General features: G+C 62.6%; 24 protein-coding genes. 11 read left to right on the top strand and 13 right to left on the bottom strand.

Annotated elements, in window-relative coordinates; genetic code table 11:
* The first annotated feature begins 47 nt into the window (after nucleotides 1-47).
* Entirely contained in the window at nucleotides 48-1217 is a 1170-nt protein-coding gene (locus HQ843_RS14800) for an FAD-dependent monooxygenase (RefSeq protein WP_180897603.1), read from the top strand.
* 123 nt (nucleotides 1218-1340) lie between these two features.
* Complete coding sequence (locus HQ843_RS14795) at nucleotides 1341-2015, top strand: SH3 domain-containing protein (protein WP_180897604.1); 675 nt, start codon at nucleotides 1341-1343, stop codon at nucleotides 2013-2015.
* A gap of 67 nt (nucleotides 2016-2082) precedes the next feature.
* Here HQ843_RS14795 and HQ843_RS14790 read toward each other — a convergent pair whose 3' ends face one another.
* On the bottom strand, nucleotides 2083-3279 hold the full coding sequence (locus tag HQ843_RS14790) for a cystathionine beta-lyase (protein WP_180902182.1): 1197 nt from the start codon (nucleotides 3277-3279) through the stop codon (nucleotides 2083-2085).
* Nucleotides 3280-3632: 353 nt separating this feature from the next.
* Between HQ843_RS14790 and HQ843_RS14785 the strand changes: the two genes are divergently transcribed.
* From HQ843_RS14785 to HQ843_RS14770, 4 genes are all read left to right on the top strand, one after another.
* Nucleotides 3633-4661 carry an amino acid ABC transporter substrate-binding protein gene (locus HQ843_RS14785; RefSeq protein ID WP_180897605.1) on the top strand — a complete coding sequence of 343 codons (1029 nt, stop codon included), beginning with the start codon at nucleotides 3633-3635 and terminating at the stop codon, nucleotides 4659-4661.
* A gap of 109 nt (nucleotides 4662-4770) precedes the next feature.
* Complete coding sequence (locus tag HQ843_RS14780) at nucleotides 4771-5964, top strand: amino acid ABC transporter permease (protein ID WP_180897606.1); 1194 nt, start codon at nucleotides 4771-4773, stop codon at nucleotides 5962-5964.
* Between the two features lies 1 nt (nucleotide 5965).
* On the top strand, nucleotides 5966-7120 hold the full coding sequence (locus HQ843_RS14775; protein ID WP_180897607.1) for an amino acid ABC transporter permease: 1155 nt from the start codon (nucleotides 5966-5968) through the stop codon (nucleotides 7118-7120).
* 18 nt (nucleotides 7121-7138) lie between these two features.
* Complete coding sequence (locus HQ843_RS14770) at nucleotides 7139-7921, top strand: amino acid ABC transporter ATP-binding protein (protein ID WP_305793950.1); 783 nt, start codon at nucleotides 7139-7141, stop codon at nucleotides 7919-7921.
* Between the two features lie 525 nt (nucleotides 7922-8446).
* On the opposite strand, the gene HQ843_RS14765 is transcribed toward HQ843_RS14770, so the two are convergent.
* Nucleotides 8447-8605 carry a hypothetical protein gene (locus tag HQ843_RS14765; RefSeq protein ID WP_174801781.1) on the bottom strand — a complete coding sequence of 53 codons (159 nt, stop codon included), beginning with the start codon at nucleotides 8603-8605 and terminating at the stop codon, nucleotides 8447-8449.
* 374 nt (nucleotides 8606-8979) lie between these two features.
* Here HQ843_RS14765 and HQ843_RS14760 point away from each other — a divergent pair, with 374 nt between their 5' ends.
* The 3 genes from HQ843_RS14760 (at nucleotide 8980) to rcdA (ending at nucleotide 11238) form a co-directional block, all read left to right on the top strand.
* Nucleotides 8980-10287, top strand: a complete 1308-nt coding sequence (locus tag HQ843_RS14760) for an MFS transporter (RefSeq protein ID WP_180897608.1) — start codon at nucleotides 8980-8982, stop codon at nucleotides 10285-10287.
* Nucleotides 10271-10459 carry a DUF1192 domain-containing protein gene (locus HQ843_RS14755; protein ID WP_180897609.1) on the top strand — a complete coding sequence of 63 codons (189 nt, stop codon included), beginning with the start codon at nucleotides 10271-10273 and terminating at the stop codon, nucleotides 10457-10459. Before HQ843_RS14760 ends, HQ843_RS14755 begins: the two co-directional genes overlap by 17 nt.
* A 266-nt stretch (nucleotides 10460-10725) precedes the next feature.
* Nucleotides 10726-11238 (top strand): protease adaptor protein RcdA, encoded by a 513-nt coding sequence (gene rcdA, locus HQ843_RS14750; RefSeq protein ID WP_180897610.1) that lies wholly within the window; start codon nucleotides 10726-10728, stop codon nucleotides 11236-11238.
* Between the two features lie 244 nt (nucleotides 11239-11482).
* Here rcdA and rpmE read toward each other — a convergent pair whose 3' ends face one another.
* Nucleotides 11483-11704 carry a 50S ribosomal protein L31 gene (gene rpmE, locus HQ843_RS14745; protein ID WP_180897611.1) on the bottom strand — a complete coding sequence of 74 codons (222 nt, stop codon included), beginning with the start codon at nucleotides 11702-11704 and terminating at the stop codon, nucleotides 11483-11485.
* A gap of 193 nt (nucleotides 11705-11897) precedes the next feature.
* Here rpmE and HQ843_RS14740 point away from each other — a divergent pair, with 193 nt between their 5' ends.
* Complete coding sequence (locus tag HQ843_RS14740) at nucleotides 11898-13694, top strand: ABC transporter transmembrane domain-containing protein (protein WP_371822021.1); 1797 nt, start codon at nucleotides 11898-11900, stop codon at nucleotides 13692-13694.
* Between the two features lies 1 nt (nucleotide 13695).
* Here the strand turns inward: HQ843_RS14740 and HQ843_RS14735 are convergent, their stop codons facing one another.
* The 7 genes from HQ843_RS14735 to HQ843_RS14705 form a co-directional block, all read right to left on the bottom strand.
* A complete protein-coding gene (locus tag HQ843_RS14735; RefSeq protein ID WP_180897612.1) occupies nucleotides 13696-14571 on the bottom strand; it encodes a DMT family transporter in 876 nt (291 codons plus the stop codon).
* Nucleotides 14572-14749: 178 nt separating this feature from the next.
* Nucleotides 14750-15781 carry a peptidoglycan -binding protein gene (locus HQ843_RS14730; RefSeq protein ID WP_180897613.1) on the bottom strand — a complete coding sequence of 344 codons (1032 nt, stop codon included), beginning with the start codon at nucleotides 15779-15781 and terminating at the stop codon, nucleotides 14750-14752.
* A gap of 2 nt (nucleotides 15782-15783) precedes the next feature.
* Nucleotides 15784-16818, bottom strand: a complete 1035-nt coding sequence (locus HQ843_RS14725) for a flagellar motor protein MotA (protein WP_371822022.1) — start codon at nucleotides 16816-16818, stop codon at nucleotides 15784-15786.
* A 176-nt stretch (nucleotides 16819-16994) separates the two neighbouring features.
* Nucleotides 16995-17792 (bottom strand): inositol monophosphatase family protein, encoded by a 798-nt coding sequence (locus tag HQ843_RS14720; protein WP_180897615.1) that lies wholly within the window; start codon nucleotides 17790-17792, stop codon nucleotides 16995-16997.
* 110 nt (nucleotides 17793-17902) lie between these two features.
* Nucleotides 17903-19042 (bottom strand): GGDEF domain-containing protein, encoded by a 1140-nt coding sequence (locus HQ843_RS14715; protein ID WP_180897616.1) that lies wholly within the window; start codon nucleotides 19040-19042, stop codon nucleotides 17903-17905.
* Nucleotides 19043-19184: 142 nt separating this feature from the next.
* Nucleotides 19185-20267: a tetratricopeptide repeat protein gene (locus HQ843_RS14710; RefSeq protein WP_180897617.1), complete on the bottom strand. Its 1083-nt coding sequence runs from the start codon at nucleotides 20265-20267 to the stop codon at nucleotides 19185-19187.
* 7 nt (nucleotides 20268-20274) lie between these two features.
* On the bottom strand, nucleotides 20275-20922 hold the full coding sequence (locus tag HQ843_RS14705; RefSeq protein WP_180897618.1) for a thiamine phosphate synthase: 648 nt from the start codon (nucleotides 20920-20922) through the stop codon (nucleotides 20275-20277).
* Between the two features lie 90 nt (nucleotides 20923-21012).
* Between HQ843_RS14705 and HQ843_RS14700 the strand changes: the two genes are divergently transcribed.
* On the top strand, nucleotides 21013-21771 hold the full coding sequence (locus tag HQ843_RS14700; RefSeq protein WP_180897619.1) for a sulfite exporter TauE/SafE family protein: 759 nt from the start codon (nucleotides 21013-21015) through the stop codon (nucleotides 21769-21771).
* Nucleotides 21772-21860: 89 nt separating this feature from the next.
* Here the strand turns inward: HQ843_RS14700 and HQ843_RS14695 are convergent, their stop codons facing one another.
* The 3 genes from HQ843_RS14695 to HQ843_RS14685 form a co-directional block, all read right to left on the bottom strand.
* A complete protein-coding gene (locus HQ843_RS14695; protein WP_180897620.1) occupies nucleotides 21861-22127 on the bottom strand; it encodes a DUF2312 domain-containing protein in 267 nt (88 codons plus the stop codon).
* 99 nt (nucleotides 22128-22226) lie between these two features.
* Nucleotides 22227-22568: a DUF1244 domain-containing protein gene (locus tag HQ843_RS14690; RefSeq protein ID WP_180897621.1), complete on the bottom strand. Its 342-nt coding sequence runs from the start codon at nucleotides 22566-22568 to the stop codon at nucleotides 22227-22229.
* Nucleotides 22569-22589: 21 nt separating this feature from the next.
* Nucleotides 22590-23369, bottom strand: coding sequence for an N-formylglutamate amidohydrolase (locus tag HQ843_RS14685; protein WP_180902185.1), 780 nt, complete (start codon nucleotides 23367-23369; stop codon nucleotides 22590-22592).
* Nucleotides 23370-23509: the final 140 nt, after the last annotated feature.

Below are 23509 nucleotides of genomic sequence, written 5' to 3'. Positions count from 1 at the left end.
CTCACGCCCGCCGCCCGGATGAATGCCGGGAGCGGCCGGAGGATGCCATGACGGTTCATCATGTCGCGATCATCGGAGCGGGCATCGCCGGGCTGAACGTGGCGCTTGCACTGGCGCGCCGCGGCATTTCAAGCGACGTCTTCGAGCAGGCGGAAGCCCTGGACGAGGTCGGCGCCGGCCTGCAGATTTCTCCCAATGCCGCGCGCTGTCTGGAACAGGTCGGCGTGCTCCACAGGATCGAGAGCCAGTGGCGCGAGCCGCGCGAGGTCACGCTCGCCTCGGGCATCAGCCTGCGCCGGATCACCGGCCTTCCGGTGGGCGAGGCGCGTTCCCGCTGGGATGCGCCTTACGGCGTTCTCCACCGCGCCACATTGCAGACCGCGCTGAAACAGGCGGTCAGCGAAGAGCCGCTCGCCACGTTGAGGCTTGGCCATCGCATCGTATCGCCGGATATGGCGACGATTGCGGCCGCCGGCCATCGCAAACCCGACGCGGTCATCTGCGCCGACGGCGTCTGGTCCGCCAGCCGCAGGCATATTGCCGGTGCGCCGAAAGCGCGGTTTTCCGGCAATATCGCATGGCGTTTCGTGGTTTCCGCCGAAGATACGCCGGCGTTCCTGAGCCGTGAGCACGTCACCGCCTTCATGGGCCCGAGCGCGCATCTGGTCGCCTATCCCCTGCGCGATGTCAGCGGCTTCAACCTGGTTGCGATCGCCGCCGGCGCGAGCCCCGGGGAGACATGGGACGGCAAGGCCGGCCATAGCTGGCAGGTCGCGCGCAACGAATATTTCGGCGGCTGGAACCCTGCGCTTCAAAAACTTTTTTCGAAGGCCGCGCCTGCGGTCTGGCCGCTTTACGAGGTTGCCGACGGGCGCTGGCATAACGGCGCCGATACGATCATGATCGGCGATGCGCTTCACGCGATGATGCCGTTTTCGGCTCAGGGCGCGGCTATGGCGATAGAAGATGGCTTCGAGCTTGCCGCGTTTCTCGCCGAAATGCCTGTTTCTGATGCCTTTTCAGCGTTCGAGGCCCATCGCAGACCGCGACTGGAGCGGCTCAGAAAACGCACCAGCCTCAACAGGTTCGCCTATCATGCGCGCGGTCCCCTCCGGTTCGGCCGCGATGCGGTGCTGACGATGCGCTCCCCCGATTCCCTTGCCCGCGAACTCGATTGGCTCTATGGCTATGAGGCCTACGGTTTCGGCCGGAACTGAAGCGAATACCCGGATTGCCGTTCGCGCTGGGCTTCGTTCATCCAGGCTTCAGCTTTCGCCCGCCATACTCCATTTTGCCATTTTCTTTTGCGTTGGCTTCAACACTCGTTTCGGAGAGCAAACATGAGAGCAAGCGCCGTTTTGAAATCTGCCGGCATTGCGCTGGCGGCGGCACTGATGTCGGTCCAGGCGCATGCGGCAACCTCCGCCTTCGCCACGTCCAACGTCAATCTTCGCGCCGGCCCCTCAACATCGTACCCTTCGGTCACGGTTGTTCCGGCCGGCGCCAGTGTCGTCAACAATGGATGCCTCGCCGATTACAGCTGGTGCGACGTGTCCTACGCCAATTATCGCGGCTGGCTTGCCGCGCGCTATATCCAGGTGGTTTACCAGAACCAGCGCCAGACGCTGTCGCCGGCGATCGCCTTTGCCTCCGGCGTCGCGATCACCGCGTTTTCTCAGTCCTACTGGAACAATTATTACCGCGGATACCCATGGTACAATACATGGGGCCGTTATCCGCCCTACTATGCGCCGCGTCCCTATTACCCGCCGCCCGGATGGCGCGCGCCGCCCGGCTGGGGTGGTCCGCCGCCCGGCTGGAGGGCGCCGCCCGGCTATCGCCCGGCATGGGGAGCGCCGCCGCCCGTTTATCGCCCGCCGCCGCCCGCTTACCGGCCGCCGCCGGTGAACCGCCCCGGCTACCGACCGCCGCCTCCGGGTTACCACGGTGGCCCGCCGCCCGGATATCACCGCCCGCCGACAGAATTCCATGGCGGACGCATGGAGCGGCGCTGAAACAAAGAGCCGGCGATCACAACCGATCGCCGGCTCTTTGTTTTTCCCTCAGAGAATGCAGGGGCCGTTACGCGGCCCGCGCGGCCGCCAGCCCCTTTTCGAGGTCGGCCATCAGGTCCCCGACGTCCTCAAGGCCGATCTGGAGGCGGATCAGCGGGCCGTCCTCAGGGGCGGTGCTTATTGTGCGGTTGGACAGGTTTACCGGCACCGCAAGCGATTCATATCCGCCCCAGGAATAGCCGATGCCGAACAGGTCCAGCGCGTCGAGGAAGGCATGCTGGCGGCGGCGGAAAGCGCCCTCCTCGGCCGCGAGCACCACCGAGAACAGACCTGTCGCGCCCTTGAAATCGCGCTTCCACAGATCATGGCCGGGGAATGACGGCAGGCCGGGATGCAGCACCCGCGACACGCCCGGCTGGTCTTCCAGCCACGCCGCCACTTCGAGCGCGCTTTTCTGATGATGCGCGAGACGCACGCCCATCGTTCTCAGCCCCCGCAGGATCTGGTAGCTGTCGTCCGGGGCCGCGCACATGCCTGTCCAGGTATAATGCTGGAGAAGCTGCGGGAAGCAGCGCTCATTGGCCGAAGCCGTGCCCATCAGAATGTCGGAATGGCCGGACGGATATTTGGTCGCCGCGCTGAGCGACAGGTCGGCGCCGAAATCGAGCGGCTTGAAATAGAGCGGCGTCGCCCAGGTATTGTCCATCGAAACGATCGCGTCACGGGCGTGGGCGATATCGGACAGCAGCCGGATATCCTGGATCTCGAACGTGTTCGATCCGGGGGATTCGGTATGCAAAAGCCTGGTGTTGGACCTGAACCTGCCCTCGATATCGGCTCCGAGCGCCGGATCGTAATACTCGACCTCGACCCCCAACCCTCTCAACACATTGTCGGCGAAGCGGCGGGCCGGATCATAGACCGAATCGACGATCAGCACATGATCGCCGGGCTTCAGGAAGGCCAGCCACGGCATGGTGATCGAGGCAAGCCCCGAGGGATAAAGCAGCGTACCGGCGGCGTTTTCCAGCATGGTGAAGGCGGCGTTGGCGGCATCGGTGGTCGGCGTGCCATGGGTGCCATAGGTGTATTTCTGGCCGCCTTCGACGGTCGTTTTTGCATTGGGAAACAGCACCGTCGAGGCATGCACCACCGGCGGATTGACGAAGCCGTAATAGGATTGCGGATCATGCCCGCAATGGGCAAGCTTGGTATTATCGCCCATGTCGGAGGCGGCTTCGGGTATTCTGGCCATGGCATCCATTCGCACGGTTATAAGAAACTGCCCCATGTTTTGAAATTTTGCGCAAGGCCGGTCAAGCGCAAATGGTCCGGCCATCCGTCCTTGATAGGTTCAGGTAAACAACTTAACCGCCTGCCCTGTTTGACAGCAACGTCGCGCACAGATTTTGTCTCTCTGCCCATTTATTAGACTAAAGTGGACGTTTGCCATGAAAACCGACCATTTTTGACACCCGAGTATTGACCATCCGGAAAATAACGACTGTGATAAGCCTGCTCGCCCCGAGGGGTAGCGGGCAGTTGTCGTTGCCGGCCTGAAGCTGAACTGGGCGCGGCGGCAACTTGAGATTTCAACGATAAACAAAGGTTGGGAAAATGAAAAAGACGATTCTGTCAGCCGCGATCGGCGCAGTAGTCTTGGGTCTTGGCGCCCAGGGCGCTACGGCCACGACACTTGAGGACGTCAAATCAAAGGGAACTTTGACTTGCGGCGTCAGCACGGGCCTGCAGGGCTTTTCCGCGCCCGACAATGAGGGTAACTGGTCCGGTCTGGACGTCGATTATTGCCGCGCGATCTCCGCCGCGATCTTCGGCGATCCCGACAAGGTGAATTTCGTTGCCCTGACGGCAACCGACCGTTTCCCGGCGCTGCAGTCCGGCGAAGTCGACGTGCTGAGCCGCAACACCACCTGGACGCTGTCGCGCGACACCTCGCTCGGCCTCGATTTCCGCACCGTCAACTATTATGACGGCCAGGGCTTCATGGTGCCGAAGGATCTCGGCGTCTCGTCGGCCAAGGAACTCTCCGGCGCTGCCGTCTGCGTTCAGTCCGGCACCACCACCGAACTGAACCTTGCCGATTACTTCTCGGCCAACGGCATGGACTACAATCCGGTCGTCTACGAACAGCTCGAAGACGTCAACAACGCCTTCAATCAGGGCCGTTGCGACGTTTATACCACTGACCAGTCCGGCCTTTATGCGATCCGTCTGACGCTGACCGATCCGGACAACTACGTGATCCTGCCCGAGATCATCTCGAAGGAGCCGCTTGGGCCGGCCGTTCGCCAGGGCGACGACCAGTGGGGCGATATCGTTTCGTGGGTTCACTACGCGATGCTGAACGCCGAAGAATTCGGGATCACCTCGGAAAATGTCGACGAAATGGCCGAGACCTCCGACAATCCGGGGATCAAGCGCCTGCTCGGCACCGAGACCGACAGCAAGCTCGGCGCCGATCTCGGCCTCGACGAAAAGTGGGCCTACAATGTCATCAAGCTCGTCGGCAATTACGGCGAAATCTTCGACAAGGATGTCGGCGCGGGCAGCCCTCTGAAGATCGACCGCGGCCTGAACGCGCTGTGGACCGATGGCGGCCTGCAATACGGCCCGCCGATCCGCTAAGCCGGACTGGTTGTTGATATAATTCAAGTTGGCGCATGGCGGAGTGCCGCCATGCGCCCAGCAAAACAAGAACCCTTTCGGGCAACAACTTCCGGTAACCGGGGAACACATGGCTGATACGACAAGCAACGCTTCCTTTGGGGAGTCGCGGGTTGCCGCGCTTCTATACAATCCCGCTGTCAGAGGTTTCGTCTACCAGCTGGTGACGGTTATCCTGGTCGTGGCATTTGTCTGGTGGGTCACAGACAACACCATCACGAACCTTCAGAACGCCGGCATCGCCTCCGGCTTCGGCTTTCTCGACAGTCGCGCCGGCTTCGACATCGCGCAGACCCCGATCGCCTACAATAACGACATGACCTATGGCCGCGCCCTGGTTGTCGGCATCATCAACACGGTCATCGTCTCGGTCGCGGGCATCATCACCGCAACCATCGTCGGCTTTCTCGTCGGGGTCGGACAGCTTTCCTCGAACTGGCTGATTGCCAGGCTCAGCCAGATCTATGTCGAGATCTTCCGCAACATTCCGCCGCTGCTGGTCATCTTCTTCTTCTATACCGGCGTCCTGTCGCTGCTGCCTTCGGCGCGCGACTCGCTTTCCTTTCCCCTCGACATCTACCTCAACAATCGCGGACTGGCCTTTCCCACCCCGATCTTCGGGCCGGGTTCGTGGCTGATGACGGCCGCGTTTGTGGTCGCGATCGTCGCGGTTGTCACCCTTGCGCTCTGGGCCCGGCGTCGGCAGATGGCGACCGGGCAGCAGTTTCCGGTGATCAGAACCAGCCTCGCGATCCTGATCCTGCTACCGCTCCTCGGCTATTTCGCAGCCGGCATGCCGGTAACGTTCGACATTCCGGTCAAGGGCCGTTTCAACCTGGCCGGCGGCGCCGTGATCGGTCCGGAATTCATGTCGCTCTACCTGGCGCTTTCGCTCTATACCGCCGCCTTCATGGCAGAGATCATCCGCGGCGGCATTCTGGGCGTTGCCAAGGGCCAGACAGAGGCCGCGGCGGCGCTCGGCCTGCATCCGCGCAAGGTCACCCGGCTCGTCGTCGTACCCCAGGCGATGCGGATCATCATTCCGCCGATGACCAGCGAATATCTGAGCCTCACCAAGAACTCCTCGCTCGCCGTCGCGATCGGCTACGCCGATATCGTCGCCGTCGGCAAGACGGTGCTCAACCAGACCGGTCAGGCCGTCGAGGTGGTGACGATCTGGATGATCATCTACCTCACCCTTTCAATCCTGACATCGATCTTCATGAACTGGTTCAATGCCAAGATGGCCCTGGTGGAGAGATAAGATGGCGCAAGACCTGGCTTATGTCCGAAAGGAAATGCAGGCGCAGCGGCCTGCGCCGAAGAAGGAAGGCACGGCAATCCAGTGGGTCAGAGCCAATCTGTTCGCCACGCCCAAGGATGCGATCCTCTCCATCATCGGCATCATCTTTCTGGTCTGGGCGATACCGCCGATCGTCGATTGGCTGTTTATCAACGCCGCCTGGACCGGGACGGACCGCGCGACCTGCGCAACGGTGGCGCAGGGCGGCATCCGGCCGGATGGCTGGAGCGGCGCGTGCTGGGCCTTCATCGGCAACAAGATGGATCAGATCATCTTCGGCCGGTATCCGGACGCGGAACTCTGGCGTCCGATCCTCGTCGGCGCGGTGTTCACCATCCTGCTGATCCCGATGCTGATGCCCAGGGCGCCGCACAAGGGCTGGAACGCCTTTCTGCTGTTCCTGGCGCTGCCGTTCATCTCCTTCTTCATTCTGTATGGCGGCGTTTTCGGCCTTCCGGTCGTCGACACCTCGGCCTGGGGCGGGTTGATGGTGACGCTGATCCTGTCCTACTTCGCGATCGCGGTATCGCTGCCGTTCGGCATCATGCTGGCGCTCGGGCGGCGCTCGAAACTGCCGGTGGTGCGCACGCTCTCCATCATGTTCATCGAAGTGGTGCGCGGCGTGCCGCTGATCACGATCCTGTTCATGGCGAGCGTGATGCTGCCGCTGTTCCTGCCCGAGGGCATGACCATCAACAAGTTCCTGCGCGCGATCGTCGGCGTGTCGCTGTTCATCTCCGCCTATATGGCCGAGGTGATCCGCGGCGGCCTGCAGGCGATGCCGAAGGGACAGTTCGAGGGCGCGGCATCGCTTGGCCTTGGCTACTGGCAGACGATGCGGCTGATCATCCTGCCGCAGGCGATCAAGCTGGTGATCCCGGCGATCGTCAACCAGTTCATCTCGATCTTCAAGGACACCTCACTGGTCTCGATCATCGGCATGTTCGACCTGCTCGGCATCATCAAGTTCAACTTCACCGACTCCACCTGGGCCTCGCCCGTCACCCCGATCACCGGCCTGTTGTTTGCCGGTCTCGTTTTCTGGGTCTTCTGCTTCGGCATGTCGCGCTATTCCAGCTTCATGGAACGCCACCTGGACACCGGACACAGAAGTTAGCTTTTTGAGGGCACTGAAATGACCAATGTAGAGACTGTAGACACCTCCCATATGACCGTCTCGGATACCGAGGTCGCGGTCGACATGATCAATGTCAACAAGTGGTATGGCGACTTTCACGTCCTGCGCGACATCAACCTGAAGGTGATGCGCGGCGAACGCATCGTCATCGCCGGGCCGTCCGGTTCGGGCAAATCGACGATGATCCGCTGTATCAACCGGCTGGAGGAACACCAGAAGGGCACGATCATCGTCGACGACATCGAACTGACCGACGACCTGAAGAAGATCGATGAAATCCGCCGCGAGGTCGGCATGGTGTTCCAGCACTTCAACCTGTTCCCGCATCTGACGATCCTGGAGAACTGCACGCTGGCGCCGATCTGGGTGCGCAAGATGCCGAAGAAACAGGCCGAGGAAATCGCGATGCATTACCTGGAGCGGGTGAAGATTCCCGAGCAGGCGGACAAATATCCCGGCCAGCTTTCCGGCGGTCAGCAGCAGCGCGTGGCGATTGCGCGTTCGCTGTGCATGAGCCCGAAGATCATGCTGTTCGACGAGCCGACATCGGCGCTCGATCCGGAAATGATCAAGGAAGTGCTCGACACCATGGTCGGCCTTGCCGAGGAGGGCATGACGATGCTGTGCGTGACCCACGAAATGGGCTTCGCCCGTCAGGTCGCCAACCGCGTGATCTTCATGGACCAGGGCCAGATCGTCGAACAGAACTCCCCCGCCGAGTTCTTCGACAACCCCCAGCACGAGCGCACCAAGCTGTTCCTCAGCCAGATCCTGCATTAGGCCTGGACGGACGACCAATAGCGAAAGCGGACCTTGCGGGCCCGCCTCAGCTTGTTGACAAAGCCCTCACCAAACTCCTCCGTCATGCCGGGCTCGACCCGGCATCCAGGGCCATTTTTTGGTGAATCTCTATAAAGAGTCCTTGCGCGCAAGGACTTACGCCTACTGGATTCCGGCTCAAGGCCGGAATGTCGGTGAAGAGGAAGATGATTCCGTGATCGCTTGCGGGGTTTGTCAACAAACTGAGGCGGACCTTGCGGCCCGTTCGGACTGCCGAAAAACCATATTGCAGACACCTTGAGTTTGCTACCCCCTGCCGTCACCCCGGACTTGACCGGGGGGCCAGGGTTACGGACGCCATACGTGGAAAAGGGGTTACCGTTGATAGCCCTCGGAATTTGGCCCTGGATGCCGGGTCGAGCCCGGCATGACGGAAATATCTGTCAGGGCCTTCGTCAGCAGCCTGAGGCGGACCCTGAGGCCCGCTTTTTTTGCTGGCCCGGCAGCAGCCACGGCGCCTCTTCCTCAGGAAGGCCGGATCGCCACCACCAGCGCGGTCATCGCCAGCGCGAAGACAGCGATTTTCCAGAAATCCATGCGCTTCTTCAGACCCGGAAGCCCGAGCGGCTTGATGATTTGAACCGCCATGGCGGCGATCAGAAGCAGCGATATCAGCTTGGCCATGCTTTTCCCTGACCGCCAGGTCCGACGGCTTTGTCCCCTCTTACAATGGCACGGCCGCCGCGTCACCCTTCGCAGGTTGAATTCACCAGTGCATTTTGCGAAGCAGGTGGTAGAATATCACGGAACATGTGTGGTTATGCCGCGTTGCCCCCAAGGTCGACCGCCTGACCCTGTCCCGCCTTCTTCGGGAGTTTCAAAACAGAAGATCGCCGGCGTGGACCCAAGCCGCGTTCGGTGATCGGGGCGATCCGAGTGAGGCCGGGAAACCGGCCTTGTCCGGATGTCATGTCATAAAGCAAATCCGGGCGTTTTCGCATTTCGATATGCGGGGGCGCCCAAGACCTGAAACGGTCTCTACCCATCCAGGCGAATTTATGAAACGCAGTATCTTCCCCGTTTTCGCGCTCCTGCTCGGCACATTGTTTCTATTCCTGGGCAATGGTCTGCACGGTCTTCTTCTGCCACTGCGCGGCGCGGCGGAAGGCTACAGCGATACCGCGCTTGGCTTTATCGGCACGTCCTGGGCGAGCGGTTTCGTGCTCGGCTGTCTTTTAGCCCCCAGGCTGATCATGCGCATCGGCCATGTGCGGGCGTTTTCAGGCTTTATCGCGATCATCTGCATGGTGGCGCTGACGACCGGCATCTTCGTCGATGAATATGCCTGGATCGCGCTGCGCGCCGCGACCGGCTTTGCCATGGCCGGAACCCAGATGATCATCGAGAGCTGGCTCAACGAGCGGGTCGACAATTCCAGCCGCGGCGTGGTTTTCACCTTCTATACCGGCATCACCCTGCTCGGCGTGGTTGGCGGCCAGCTCGTGGTCGGTTTCGGCAACACCAACACGCCGATCCTGTTCATGGTGGCCGGCATATTCTACTGCGTTGCAATGTTGCCGACGACGATGTCGAACGCGGCTTCGCCACGCCCCCTTCAGGCGGTGAGGATCGACCTCAAGCTGCTCTACCGCAATTCGCCGGTCGCCTGTATCGGCGTACTCCTGACCGGCATCGCCAACGGCGCGTTCGGCACGCTTGTGGCCGTGTTTGCAACCCGCGCCGGTCTGCCGGATAGCCAGATCGCGTTTCTCGTGACCAGCGCCATTCTCGCCGGCGCGGTGGCGCAGGTTCCTTTCGGCAAGATCTCGGACATGACCGACAGGCGCTATGTGATCGCGGCGCTTTCCGGCACAGCGGCGCTCGCCGCGCTGATGATCTTCCTGTTCGAGCCCGGCGCCGAGGTTCTGATCGGCCTCGTCGTGATCTACGGCGCGACGGCAAACGTGCTCTACCCGGTCACCGCATCGCATGCCAATGACTTCGCAAGGCCGGAAGACTATGTGAAGATTTCTAGCGGCCTGTTGTTCCTGTTCGGCATCGGCACCATTATCGGCCCCACGGTCGGCGGCCCGGTGATGTCCGCCTTCGGCCCCTATGCGCTGTTCATCATCACCGCCCTCGCCCATCTGCTGATCCTCGCCTACGCGCTGCTGCGCGCGCGCCTTCGCGCGCCCGTGCCGATGGCCGAACGCGAGGCCTTCATGGCGATGCCGGATGCGGGAACGCCGGTCTCGACCCGCGAAGGGGTTGCGTTCAGAACACCCACCCGGGAATATGGCGAAGACGGCACGGATGACGAAAGCGCCGTGCGAGCAGGGGAGGACGAAAATGTGGAACGAGGATGATCGCGCGCCGAAGAAGAGCAATTATGCGATCGGTTCCGACCTTGAGCCGCATTCCGTCGAGGCGCTGAAAGGCTTCGCGGAGGAGCTTCGCGGCGAGATCGAACGCATCGAGGCGGCGATCCGACGCAAGGGCAGCGACCGCAAGGCGGCCGAAAGTTTCTTCAGAAAATAACGCATGCCAGGTGCGTAAACGCAATATTAACCTTTCCGCGATGTTATTGGCTCATCCGCTATGCGGTATCGGAACCTCTGTCTTAATTCCGATCATCACCCTCTGACTTCAGAGCCGCCATCCGCGGCTCTTTTTTTGCGCCCATTACAGATTGGCGGTGGGTATTAACCTTTCATTAAGAAACGTCTTGCGGTTTTGCGCTACGGGTATATTTGTTTTGTCCAAGTCCTGTTCACGTGAGCAGGCAGCGTAGCCAGAGTAAGTTGATGACCAGTACCGGGGCGAAACCCATAAATTTTGCCGGCAGGGCCGCAAGCTCTCCGCAATTCTACGCGCTCTACGCCGAGGGCATGACGCTTGTCGAGACGACGGCCGCCTATCTCGATGGCCCCGGCCGCGCCGCCTCGAAGCTCCTCGGTCCGCTGGGCTCCGCACTCTACTCCACGGAATCGATCCGGCTCACCACACGGCTGATGCAGCTTGCCTCCTGGCTGCTGCTCCAGCGCTCGCTCAATACCGGCGAAATGACGCTGGATCAGGTGGTGCAGGAGCGCCGCAAACTCCGGCTCGGCGATGGCGATGACCGCATCCCGCACGGGTGGAACGAACTTCCGCCGGGCTTCCGCGACCTCGCGGCCCATACCGACCGGCTCGAGGCGCGCATCCGCAAACTCGACGACAGCCTGATGAAAACCGCGGCGGCTGAGGCCCCGGAAATTTCAGAGAACCAGGTGATCGCCCAGATCGACCTGCTGCAGACCGCCTTCGCGCGGCGCTGAACGGGCCTCGCCCGAAATCCCTGTCGGCTTGCCTGCGACAAAACAGCCCACCAGACAAAAAACCCGGCGCAAAGGCCGGGCTCCAATCTGCTGACAAACCTGCCCTTTTACGGTCCTGTCCTTTTTACGGACGTCACCCTCGGGACAAGCCCGAGGATGACGGAAGAGAGTGGGGTAGGCTTTGGCAGCAAACAAAAAACCCGGCGCAAAGGCCGGGTTTTCAAAATCATTTCTCAGGCAGCAATCAGATGCCGAGACCGCCGAAGCGCTTGTTGAACTTCGAAACGCGGCCGCCGCGATCGAGCAGCTGCTGCGAGCCGCCGGTCCATGCCGGATGCGAGGTCGGGTCGATGTCGAGGTTCAGGACATCGCCTTCCTTGCCCCAGGTGGAGCGGGTTTCGTATTCGGTGCCGTCTGTCATGACGACCTTGATCGTGTGATAATCGGGATGAATATCAGCCTTCATAACTCTCGTTCCTGCAAGCGGGTTTCAGGTCTGGCGGCCATTGCGCCGGCCGGGCCTATTGAATAAACAAAGCCGTGAGACCTCAAAAAGACCACGGCTATCGAAAAGGTTGCGGTCGCTATACAGGAACGTGAGGCGAATAACAAGAGCCGCCGAAAGCAATATCAGACACGGCGGAAACGAGGAAAATCCATTGAGCCGAAATGAACCAGCCGGGGGCGACAGGATGCGGGCGCTGAACCCGCTTACCGGACTTCTTCCCTATATCCGCGCCTATCGCGGCCTCGTGGCGGGCGCGCTGTTCTTCCTGCTGACCGCCTCCCTGGTCACCCTCGCGCTTCCGGTTGCGGTGCGCCGCGTCATCGACCACGGGTTTTCGGATTCCGACGCCCAGTTGATCAACAATTATTTCCTGGTTCTCGGGCTGATGGCACTGGCGCTCGGGATATCGAGCGCGCTTCGCTATTTCTTCGTGATGATTCTCGGCGAGCGCGTGGTGACCGACCTGCGCCGCGATGTGTTCGACAATGTCGTGCGGCTCTCACCCGCCTTCTTCGACGTCAACCAGTCGGGCGAGATCGTCTCGCGCCTGACCGCTGACGCAGTCCAGATCAAGTCGGCCTTCGGGGCCACCGCGTCGATTGCGCTGCGCAACCTGATCATGGGCCTCGGCGCGCTGGCGATGATGGTCTACACCTCGCCCCGGCTTTCGGTGATGGTGATCGCCGCGATCCCGATCGTGGTGCTGCCGCTGATCGCGGCGGGTCGTAATGTCCGCTCCCGCTCGCGCGCGGCGCAAGACGAATTGGCCGATGCCACCGCCTTTGCCGGCGAGGCCATTAGCGCGACCCGGACGCTGCAGGCGTTTACCGCCGAGGCGATGGCCGGCCGCCGCTACGGCTTAAGCGTCGAGCATGCATTTTCAGCCGCCCGATCGACGCTGAAGGCGCGGGCCGGACTGACAGCGGTCGCCATCAGCCTGGTGTTCTGCTCGATTACCGCCATCCTGTGGTTCGGCGCCCAATCGGTGCTTGCCGGCACGATGTCGGGCGGAACGCTCGGCCAGTTCCTGCTTTATTCGGTGCTCGCCGCAGGCGCCCTCGGCCAGCTTTCGGAAGTCTGGGGCGAATTGTCGCTGGCCGCGGGCGCTGCCGAGCGCCTGACCGAACTGCTGCACGAAAAGCGCCAGATCGCCGCCCCGCAAAATCCCCTGCCCCTGCCCGCGCCCGCCACCGGCGCGATCGGGATCGAGAACGTCGCCTTCCGATACCCCACCGGCGGGGCAAAGGCCGGCGCGCTTTCGGGCGTCTCGCTCAGCGTCGCGCCCGGCGAAACCGTCGCCGTCGTCGGCCCGTCGGGGGCGGGCAAGAGCACGCTTTTCTCGCTGCTGTTGCGCTTCTACGATCCCGATCAGGGCCGCATCACCCTCGATGGTCTCGACCTGCGCGACGTCGATCCGCAGGCCCTGCGCGAACGTTTCGCGCTGGTGCCGCAGGATGTCGCGATCTTCGCGGCGAGCATCCACGACAATATCGCGCTGGGGCGGCCCGATGCGAGCCGGGAGGAGGTCCGCGCCGCCGCCATCGCCGCCCAGGCCGACGGCTTTATCGACAAGCTCGAAAATGGCTATGACACCATGGCCGGCGAGCGCGGCATCACCTTTTCCGGCGGCCAGCGCCAACGTATCGCGATCGCCCGCGCGGTGCTGCGCGATGCGCCGGTGCTGCTGCTCGACGAGGCGACCTCGGCGCTGGACGCGGAAAGTGAAACCCTGGTGCAGCAGGCGCTCGGCACGCTGATGCAGGGCCGCACCACGCTGGTGATCGCCCACCGGCTTGCCACCGTGCTTTCCGCCGACCGGATCGTGGTCATGGACGAAGGTCGGATCGTCGAGGAGGGCCGGCACGAAACGCTGGTCAAGAGGAACGGACTGTACGCCCGCCTTGCCCGATTGCAATTCGATGTCGGGACCGAGCGGCGGGCGGGATAAACTACCCGCTTTTCTCAGGCCCCGAAGGCATGAAGGTCGCAAGGAAAATCAAGGCGATGCCAGCCCAGACGAACGGGGTGGGCCATTCGCCGAAGACGACAATGCCGATCAGCACCGCGATCGGCAGCGCGGTGTGGAGCGCCGGCGTCAGTTGCACCGCGTCCGCCATCGAAAACGCCCGCAGCATGGAATAGTTGCTTATATTGACAAGTGCTGCCGAGACGAGAAACAGGCCGAAATCGGCAAGGCTCATGCCGCCCCACGCAAACCATGCCGGGATCGCGGCGATGCCTGCCATCAGCACATACATCCAGAACAGCGCCGGCACCGTCGCCTCGCTCATTGCCACCTGTTTCAACACCACGTTCTTGATGGCGAGCGCAACCGCGCCCGCCAGCGCGACGAGGCCCGCGAGCTGAAAGGTCTCCGTACCGGGACGCAGGATCAGAAACGCGCCGCCGAGACCGAGACCGACCGCGAACCACCGCCGCCAGTCGGCGCGCTCCTTCAACAGCACGATCGCCAGCGGAATGAAGAACAGCGTTTCGAGCTGCAACAGCGCCGCGGCAACCGTGAACGGCAACAGCGATAGCGACGTCACGATCAGGAAGCTGACGACGACGCCGATCGCGGCGCGCAGCACCAGCAGCCGTGGCCCGATGATGCGAAACCCCGCCGCGCCCTGGCCGAGCGCCACCGGCAGCATCATCAGCGCCGACAGGCCATATTGCATGAACATCACCACCAGCGGCGCGTGGCGGGCCGTGAGCGACTTGGAAAACGTGTCGACGAGCGTAAACGCGGCGACCCCGCAGAGCATCAGAAAGGTCGCGACAAGTCGCGTGCTGGGGCGCCGGACAGCGCTGGGAATAGACATGGCTTCTCCTGCCAAAGCGAATTTGGGCCAAAGCAATTTCGAAATGCTTCCTGGAGGAGCCCTCGTCCGCTTGACAGGAAGAACAGCGCAGGAAAAGCGCGATGGTGGGGCACAGAGCCTCGCCATCCTTGCGGAGGGGCAAGGATAGGAAAGGGCGGCGCGGAAGGCAAGCCCCCGCCTACCGCTCCGTCAGCTTGAACTCGATACGGCGGTTCTGCGCGCGCGCTTCGGGCGAGTTGCCCTCCGCGATCGGCTGATATTCCGCAAAGCCCGCGGCCACCAGCCGCTTTGCCGGAACGCCCTCGGACATCAGGTAGCGCACAACGGCGTTGGCGCGCGCCGACGACAGTTCCCAGTTGTCGGCGAACTGGCCGCCGGGCCGGATCGGCACGTCATCGGTATGGCCGTCGACACGCAGAACCCAGTTGATGTCCTCGGGAATTTCCGGAGCGATCTCGAGCAATGCTGCGGCGAGTTTGCCGAGTTCCACGCGGCCGTCATCATTGAGTTCGTCCGAGCCGGACGGAAACAGCACTTCCGACTGGAACACGAAACGGTCGCCGACAATGCGGATATTCTCGCGATCGGACAGGATCTGCCGCAGCCGCCCGAAGAAGTCCGAACGATACCGGTTCAACTCCTGCACCTTCTGTGCCAGCGCCACATTCAGCCTGCGGCCGAGATCGGCGATCCGCGCCTGCGAGGCGTCGTCCTTGGCCTCGGAGACCTCAAGCGCCTCCTCGACGGCGGCAAGCTGGGCCCGCAGCGCCGTGATCTGCTGGTTGAGAAGGGCGATCTGGTTCTGGGCCCGCGCCGAAAGCTGGCGCTCGGCCGCGAGGTCCTCGGACAGCGCGCCGATCTGCGCCTGTGCGCTGTCGCTCGCGCCGGCGCCGGCCTCCAGCAGCGCCTGCAATCTGGTGCGCGCGGCCTCCGCCGATGACAGCGACGCCTGAAGCGAGGCGATCACGTCCTCGGCATCCTGGTTGTTGCCTTTTTCGAGCGCGAGAAGCTGGGTCAGTTCCGCGATCTGGCTGTTGAGCCGGCTCAGCACTTCATCCTTGCCGGAGATCTCGCGCGTCAGGATGAACTGGCCGATCACGAACACGGTGAGCAGGAACATGATCGCCAGAAGCAGCGTGGCGAGCGCGTCGACAAAGCCCGGCCAGTAATCGACGCTGCGATTGGAACGGCGGTTGCGGGCAAGCGCCATGGTCAGCGGTCCCCGAGCTTGTCTGTCAGGCGTTGCAGGGTGCGGCGCAGTTCCTGGGATTCCTCCTGCTGCGCCTCGATCCAGTCGCGCAGCATCTGCTGCTCGTTACGCATGTTCTTGACGACGCCCTGAATGCCCTCGGCAAGCTGCGCCATCGCCGGCACCGAGCTTGCGCCCGCGCCGTTTTCGGCGATCCGGCGCAGTTCCTCCGCGATGATCTCGAACTGCTCGCTGGAGCCGCTGGCAACGCCCTCGAGCGCCGGAGCGAGGTCGGAGGTCACGTCGGTCACCGACGACAACCAGTTTTCGAGCTCCATGTAGAAGCGGTTCTGCGCGCGCCCGGCCTGAAGGTCGAGAAAGCCGAGAACGAGCGATCCGGAAAGGCCGAGCAGCGAGGACGAGAACGCCGTGCCCATGCCCGACAACGGACCCGCAAGGCCCGCCTTCAGGGCATCGAGTACATCGGAGGAATCGCCGGCGTTCGGGTCGAGGTTCTGAATGATGTCGCCGATCGAGCCGATCGTGTTGAGCAGGCCCCAGAAGGTGCCGAGCAGGCCGAGGAAGACGAGCAGGCCGACGAGGTAGCGCGAGGTATCGCGCTGCTCATCGAGGCGGGTGGCGATCGAATCGAGGATCGAGCGCAACGAATTGGTCGAAAGCGCCATGGTCTGGCGGCTGCCGATCAGCGCGCGCATCGGCGCCAGCAGTTTGGGGTCGCGCCCGACGCGGTCGGCGCTGCCGGCGGCGCGGAACGAATTGAGCCAGGCAACCTCCCGGCGCAATGCCAGCACCTGGGTAAACACCATCAGGATGCCGATCAGCAACACGCCGAGGATCAGCCCGTTGAGGCCGGGATTGGTCATGAACGCGGTATGAGCCTGACGGTAGAGTATGGCGACGCAGAAGCCGATCAGGATCAGGAAGATGACCATCGTCCAGACAAAGGACATCGGGCTCGACATTTTCAGCGCGTAGCCCGGACGCGGCGGGGCGCGCCGGTCATCATGCTCGAGTTCGAAATCCGACATATTCGCCAATTCCTCCGCTCTGCGCTCGACTTCGGCACGGCCGAAAGCGGCTGTTCCTTCAATTCCGCCTCACATGACCCTCTGTCCGAAAACGTGTCGAGGGATGTGCGAAGCGGCAGGCTTTGCAAGCTCTATTCGAAAACGACGGCGATTTGAAGGGTGCGGCGCGCAAAACCGCAAAGCGTCTATTTTTCGAGGCGACGCTGGACCTGATCGTGAAGCGCGATGCGGATCATCTCGTTGCCGGCAATGACGCTGCCGGTTTCGATGCATTGCTGACCGCCCTTCATGTCGGAGACGAAACCGCCGGCCTCGCGGATCATGATCAGGCCCGCCGCCATGTCCCAGGCATTGAGCCCCTCTTCCCAGAAACCGTCCATGCGGCCGGCGGCGACATAGGCGAGATCGAGCGATGCCGCGCCGAGACGACGGATGCCGGCGACCTCTCCCATCACGTGGCGCAGTTCGACCAGGAACTTGCCGTGGTGGCCGCGGCCGAGATGGGGAACACCGCAGCCGATCACCGCATCGGAGAGCTTCCTGCGCGCCGAGACCCGGATGCGACGGTCGTTGCAGAACGCGCCGCCGCCCTTTTCGGCCACGAACAACTCGTCGAGCGCGGGGTTGAAGATCACGCCGGCGACGATTTCGCCGGAACGCTCAAGCGCGATCGAGACGGCGAACTGGGGAATGCCGTGCAGGAAATTGGTGGTGCCGTCGAGCGGATCGACGATCCAGCGGTGCTGGCCGTCGCTGCCCTTCTCCTCGCCGCCTTCCTCGCCCAGAAAGCCATAGGTCGGCCGGGCCCGCATCAGTTCGGTATGCACGATCTTTTCGGCTTTCAGGTCCGCCTGGGTGACGAAATCGGACGGGCCCTTGACCGAAACCTGCAGGTTCTGAACCTCCCCGAAATCGCGCGTCAGGGAGCGCCCGGCTTTAAGGGCAGCCTGCACCATGACGTTGAGAAGAGCTGAACGGGCCATCGGGCATATTTCCTTGGTTCTGCGCGCCAAGCGCGGTGAGCAATGCGCAGTGCTTTGGTGATACGGCGGTTCATGATCACAGAACGCGGCTGATTTCAAGGCCTGCAGACCTAAATCGAATCACTCTGAAGCGCATCGTCTTTTGAGCGTTCGGTCTTGTTCGACGACATATCGAGCACTTCGGTACGGTTGCGCCCGGCACTCTTGGCGCGGTAGAGCGCCCGGTCGGCAAAGTCGAGCGCCGCCGCAAGCCGCGTCTCGCCAGCCGTAAAACCGGCAACGCCGGCGCTTATGGTGATCGAAAAGCGCTGGCCCTCGAACGTGAATTCCAGCTTTTCGATGGTTGTGCGGATCTGTTCGGCAACGCGGTAGCCGTTTTCGACCGAGGTCGCCAGCAGGATAATGGCGATCTCCTCGCCGCCATAGCGCACGGCGAAATCGGAACGCCGGATGCGGGTGCCGATCGTGCTCGCCACCTGTTTCAGCACCTCGTCGCCGCGCGGATGGCCATAGCGGTCATTGACCGCCTTGAAACGATCGATATCAAAAAGGATGACGCAGCCGGCCTTCGCGTCTCCCGTCGTTTCCCGATCGATCGTGAATTCGAGCTGGGCAAGGGCGCGGCGATTGTAAAGACCGGTCAACGGATCGCGGTCGGCGTTGAACTCGATATCATGCAGATAGGACGTCGCGCGTCTGGTCGATTCCAGAGCCGATCCGAGCAGGACCGTGCCGACGGTATTGATCACGATCATCGGCATACCGATCACGGCAAAAAGATCGGCAGCCCGGACGAACCCTGCCACCAGCAACGACAGGACATAGAGATTGCTGAAACAGCCGAGCAGCAGAAGAGACCGAAAGCGCAGTGTTTTCGGTCCGAACAGGGCAAAGCCGATGCCGACCGAGCCGGCCATCGCTATTCCGACGACCCCGGCGGCCACCCCCTGCCCACCGATCCATATGCGCGCCGCGGCCACGGTAGCGCTGACAAACAGGCCGGCAACCGGCCCTCCGAAGACGGCCGAGAGAACCACGAAGACCGCGCGGGCATCGAACACATAGCCGGGCTGCATTGCGATCGCATTCGTCATCGCGGCGATCGCCCCGCCGGCGAATACGACAGCGCTAGCATAGGTTCTATAACGCGGCAGGCGAACATGACGCAGGATAAAGCCGTAGCCAAGGACGATCAGCGCCCCCAGTCCAAGGCTTGTGATTAGCTCACCGACGATATCCAGGCGCCCCAAAAAATTTCCCCCAACCTCCACTGCTCACACCAATCAGATGTAGTCACAACCTGTCACTCGGGAAAATACACAATCTCACGCGCAAGGAACAGGGAAATTGATAGTCTGATGCGCGTTCCCGCGCGTTTTCCGGCACATCCGGCTAGTATCGCCGCGCCAGCGCGCGCGACCGGCGGACAGCCGCCGCCCGGGTCTCGTCGCCGAGACCGTCGAGAAGTTCTTCCATCTCCGGTTCGACAAGCCCCAGCCGCCGAACGCTCAGATAAAAGGTTGCCGCCGTCTCGGCATCCTGGCGAACCCCGATGCCCTCACGGTAGAGGTAGGCGAGCCTGCTCATCGCCGCCGGATTGCCGTTGAGCGCGGCGCGGCGCAGCCAGTCGACGCCCTGTTCGATATCGCGCGGCATCCCCTTGCCGTTGATCAGAGCCAGAGCGAGATCGAGCTGGGCGGTATCGTGCTCGCCATCGGCGGCGCGGCGCAGCCAGAAGATCGAGAGCGCCTTCTTTTCCTCCGGAAGATCGTCCAGAACCGGATAGATCTGCGACAGCGCATACTGGGCGTCGGCGATATCGGCATCGGCCGATGCCTCGAACCACGGCAGAGCAAGCTTCAGCCCGTCTGTGCCCGGATTCTGTTCGATTAGCAGGCTGCCATAGTTGAATTCGGCAAGCGGATCGCCGGCTCTGGCGGCCTGTTGCAACAGGGCTGCGCCCTTTTGCCGGTCCGCGTCCTCGCCGGAGGTCAGAAGCGCCATGCCATACCGGTTGAGCGCGAAGGGTTCGCCGCTTTCGGCCGCCATCCGGTACCATTCCAGCGAGGGACCGGCTTTGCTTTCGGCGATCAGCCGGCGTTCCACCAGTTCGCCGATCAGGGTTTCGGCGCGGGCATCGCCGCGACCGGAGCGCTGGAGCGCGGCCTCGTAGGCGGCCTCGTAGGCGCCGCGCTGATAGGCGCCATAGGCCAGATCGACAGGCCCGGCATAGGCCGGTTCGGGCGGCAGGTCGGGAAGCTCGGCCTCCGGCTGTCTGGCAAGAGCGAGGCGATAGGGCGTGGGCCTCTCGGGCTCGAGGCCGGGCGGCAGCAGCCGCCCGCCCCGGTAAAGCGAAACCCGGTCGCCGGCAACCAGTTCCGGATCGATCGCAAACTGCCCCATTGTCGCGGAAAGGCAGACGCCCGGCGCAAGCGCCAGAAACATCGCGGCGGTGATGACGGAACGAATGGTCATAGCCTTTCTAATCGTCAAACCGTGGCGCTTTTTCGTCGAGCATGGCATTGATCTCAGCCACCATGGCGGCCGGCCCGCCGGGGGCGTCGAACACGGCCTTGCCGACGGCGACGAATTCCGCGAAGGTCAGCGCAACATCGACGACGCCTGCCGGATCGCTCCCGGCCATCACGATGCAGGGAATTTCCACCATCGAGGCCCACCACTCGCCAAGATCGAGGTTTTTCGGATGCGGGCCCGCATGGGTGTCGCCGTCCAGCTTGCCGAAGAAGACATAGTCGGGATTGGCCTCGCCCACCTCCAGCGCCGCGTGGCGGTCCTTCAAACCGCCAGCGCCGACGATCAGGCGCGGCGAGAACCGCTCCATCGCATCGGCAAGCTCGCCGCGGGCCACATGAATGCCGTCGGCCCTGACGCGAGCGGCGACGCGGGTGTCGCCGGCAATCAGCGCCGCCGCGCCGTGATCCTGGATAACCGGCACCAGACGTTCCGCGCGGCTCTGGAAGGCCTCGATGTCCTCGCCATATTGCGGCAGAATGACGGAGGCCACGTCGCCGCCGCGCAACGCATCTGCCAGACGCCGTTCCTGGTCGCCGGCATCGGCGATTTCGGGCACCACCAGCACCAGCCGGCAACGATCCTGTTCGACAGTCATATCGGTCCATCCCTTTTGCGCCCGCACCGGGGGCCTCGCCATCCCCGGATAAATCCGTTAGAGCGGAGTTTCAACAGGTGCTTTGATTTCATGCTTCCCGATCCGATCTTTTATGCAGCGGCAATACCCGCGGTAATTCTCGTGGGCCTTGCCAAGGGAGGCATGGGCGGCGCCCTTTCACTGCTCGGCGTGCCGATCCTCACCTTCGTCGTCGAACCGGCGACAGCGGCTGCGATCATGCTGCCGATCCTGATCGTGATGGACATCGTGGCGCTGTGGACATGGCGCCATCACAATCACTGGCCGACGCTTGCGATCCTGCTGCCCGGCGCGCTGATCGGCACGGCGCTCGGGTGGTACACATTTTCCACCGTGCCCTTCGCCCTTACCCGCATGCTGGTCGGGATCGCGACGCTCGCCTTCGCCGGCAAGTATTTCTACGATCGCTGGAAGCCGGGCGAAAAGATCGAAAAGCCGCCCGCGCCGCAGCGACCGGTCGCCGCCACCTTCTGGAGCGGCATCGCCGGTTATACCAGCTTCATCTCGCATTCCGGCGGCCCGCCGTTCCAGATCTATACGCTGCCGCTCAAGCTGGACCCGAGAAGCTATACCGGGGCGAGCGTACGCTTCTTCGCGATCCTCAACTTCATCAAGCTGCCGCCATATTATTTCCTGGGCGAACTCGCCGCGCCCAACCTCACCGCATCGGCGAGCCTTTTGCCCTTTGCCGTGATCGCGACCATCGCCGGCGGCATGATCATCAAGCGCATGCGGATGGACGTGTTCTATCCGCTGATGTACGCCATGGCCGGGCTTGCCGGGCTGAAGCTGGTTCTGGATGGATTTTAAGGCGCGTCCGGGAAAGTCGACACCGGCTTTTCCGGACGCGCGGAAAACAACAAAGGCAAAGCGTGTTCCGGCTGAAACGCCGGAGCCGTCTATTCTTCTTCCGGCGCGCGGATCATGCCGAGCGCGATCATGTAGGTGTCGAGAACGGCTTCCTCTTCCATCCGCTCCTGCTCGTCCTTCTTGCGCAAGGCGATGATACGGCGCAGCGCCTTGGTATCGAAGCCGGTGCCCTTCGCCTCGGCGAAGACATCCTTGATGTCGTCGGCGATCGTCTTCTTTTCTTCTTCCAGACGCTCGATCCGCTCGATGATCGAACGCAACTGATCGCGCGCTATGCCGTGTGCATCGTCGGCCATGCTCAACTCCTTGTGACACTGAAAATTGTGTGGGCCCTGCCTGCCGAAAACCGCGTGTAAGGTCAAGGCCGATAATGCGGGAGGAACCGATTGTTCCACTCAATCGCGAGATCGGGCGCGAGATCCGGCGCGATATCCGGCGCGCGGTCGGGCAGCTTCGAACGCGGCCTTCTGGCCGTCCGTCGCCTCGCCTTGGTGAAGGGCCTTCCATTCCTCATAGGGCATGCCGTAGATGATTTCGCGGGCATCGTCCTTGCTGATAGGAATATTATCCTCGGCGGCGGCCTCGCGATACCAGTTGGCAAGGCAGTTGCGGCAAAAGCCGGCAAGGTTCATCAGGTCGATGTTCTGCACATCCGCGCGCGCGCCGAGATGGGCGACGAGCCGGCGGAACGCGGCGGCTTCCAGATCGCGCTTCTGTTCTTCGCTGAGCTTTTCCATGTTCGTCTCCGTCTTGCTTTCTCAGGCCCGTGAGGGAAAATGCCGCGGCACATGCATCGCATCATCGGCATTCAAAGCGGCCAAAATGGGGGCGATCCGCCCCGCCCAGAGCGAAACGCCGCCGGGCTCGGCGATCAGGTCCTGGCGCACTTCCAGCAATGCGTGGGCGATGCCCTTTTCCATGCAGTGCCGGTTCATCGTATCGCCCTTCAGCGCACCGTCATAGGGCTCGTTGTCCCCGACGATCACGCCGTCTATGGCGGCCAGCCCATCGATCAGCGGCCGGACCGCGCGCGGATCGCCGTCCCACAAGACGCCGGCATGCCATGGCCGCGCCGCGCCTTTCCAGAAGGGCGTGAACGAGTGCAGCGAGATCACCAACGGCGGCCGCCCGGAGGCCCCGGTCGCCTTTTCAACAACGGCATCGATCGTATCGTGATAGGGCCGGTGATACAACGAAAGCCGCCTTTCGCGTTCATCCGGAGAGAGCGGATGGTTTGCCGGGATGATCGCGCCGTCGGAGAGCCTCATGATCAGCGTCGGATCGTCCTCGCCGCGATTTGGATCGATCAGCAGCCGCGAAAACGTGGCCATGACGGCGGGACAGGTAAGTTTTGCGGCAAGCGCGCGCGTCAATGCCTCGATCCCGATATCATAGGCGATATGACGGTCGAACACGGAGCGATCGAGGCCGAGATCGCCGTATTCCTCAGGCACTGCGGCCATGGCGTGATCGGCCAGCAGCACCAAACCGCTGTCATATTCCCCATCTAAAATTTCAAATGCACACATGTTCGGCATGGATATCCGGTCGGAATTTGCGATAATGGGTGATGGCACACACGACCGGCTCTCGGCAAGCGTGTGTTGCGTCATTTGCCTCGCCCGCCGCGGGGCTCTATGATAACGCTGTAAATCGATTGAATGCGTACCCATCACGG

The organism is Martelella sp. NC20 (genome assembly GCF_013459645.1).
GTDB lineage: Bacteria > Pseudomonadota > Alphaproteobacteria > Rhizobiales > Rhizobiaceae > Martelella.
The sequence above is the reverse complement of the archived record's forward strand: the minus strand, read 5'-3'. Positions and strand labels throughout refer to the sequence as shown.

Coding starts and splice junctions, on each gene's coding strand:
- HQ843_RS14770 (WP_305793950.1), top strand. CDS start 7,139: ATGACCAATGTAGAGACTGTAGACACCTCCCATATGACCGTCTCGGAT.
- HQ843_RS14690 (WP_180897621.1), bottom strand. CDS start 22,568: ATGGAAAAGCTCAGCGAAGAACAGAAGCGCGATCTGGAAGCCGCCGCG.
- HQ843_RS14785 (WP_180897605.1), top strand. CDS start 3,633: ATGAAAAAGACGATTCTGTCAGCCGCGATCGGCGCAGTAGTCTTGGGT.
- HQ843_RS14685 (WP_180902185.1), bottom strand. CDS start 23,369: ATGCCGAACATGTGTGCATTTGAAATTTTAGATGGGGAATATGACAGC.
- HQ843_RS14755 (WP_180897609.1), top strand. CDS start 10,271: ATGTGGAACGAGGATGATCGCGCGCCGAAGAAGAGCAATTATGCGATC.
- rcdA (WP_180897610.1), top strand. CDS start 10,726: ATGACCAGTACCGGGGCGAAACCCATAAATTTTGCCGGCAGGGCCGCA.
- HQ843_RS14700 (WP_180897619.1), top strand. CDS start 21,013: ATGCTTCCCGATCCGATCTTTTATGCAGCGGCAATACCCGCGGTAATT.
- rpmE (WP_180897611.1), bottom strand. CDS start 11,704: ATGAAGGCTGATATTCATCCCGATTATCACACGATCAAGGTCGTCATG.
- HQ843_RS14760 (WP_180897608.1), top strand. CDS start 8,980: ATGAAACGCAGTATCTTCCCCGTTTTCGCGCTCCTGCTCGGCACATTG.
- HQ843_RS14790 (WP_180902182.1), bottom strand. CDS start 3,279: ATGGATGCCATGGCCAGAATACCCGAAGCCGCCTCCGACATGGGCGAT.
- HQ843_RS14720 (WP_180897615.1), bottom strand. CDS start 17,792: ATGGCCCGTTCAGCTCTTCTCAACGTCATGGTGCAGGCTGCCCTTAAA.
- HQ843_RS14695 (WP_180897620.1), bottom strand. CDS start 22,127: ATGGCCGACGATGCACACGGCATAGCGCGCGATCAGTTGCGTTCGATC.
- HQ843_RS14780 (WP_180897606.1), top strand. CDS start 4,771: ATGGCTGATACGACAAGCAACGCTTCCTTTGGGGAGTCGCGGGTTGCC.
- HQ843_RS14710 (WP_180897617.1), bottom strand. CDS start 20,267: ATGACCATTCGTTCCGTCATCACCGCCGCGATGTTTCTGGCGCTTGCG.
- HQ843_RS14800 (WP_180897603.1), top strand. CDS start 48: ATGACGGTTCATCATGTCGCGATCATCGGAGCGGGCATCGCCGGGCTG.
- HQ843_RS14705 (WP_180897618.1), bottom strand. CDS start 20,922: ATGACTGTCGAACAGGATCGTTGCCGGCTGGTGCTGGTGGTGCCCGAA.
- HQ843_RS14730 (WP_180897613.1), bottom strand. CDS start 15,781: ATGGCGCTTGCCCGCAACCGCCGTTCCAATCGCAGCGTCGATTACTGG.
- HQ843_RS14765 (WP_174801781.1), bottom strand. CDS start 8,605: ATGGCCAAGCTGATATCGCTGCTTCTGATCGCCGCCATGGCGGTTCAA.
- HQ843_RS14775 (WP_180897607.1), top strand. CDS start 5,966: ATGGCGCAAGACCTGGCTTATGTCCGAAAGGAAATGCAGGCGCAGCGG.
- HQ843_RS14795 (WP_180897604.1), top strand. CDS start 1,341: ATGAGAGCAAGCGCCGTTTTGAAATCTGCCGGCATTGCGCTGGCGGCG.
- HQ843_RS14735 (WP_180897612.1), bottom strand. CDS start 14,571: ATGTCTATTCCCAGCGCTGTCCGGCGCCCCAGCACGCGACTTGTCGCG.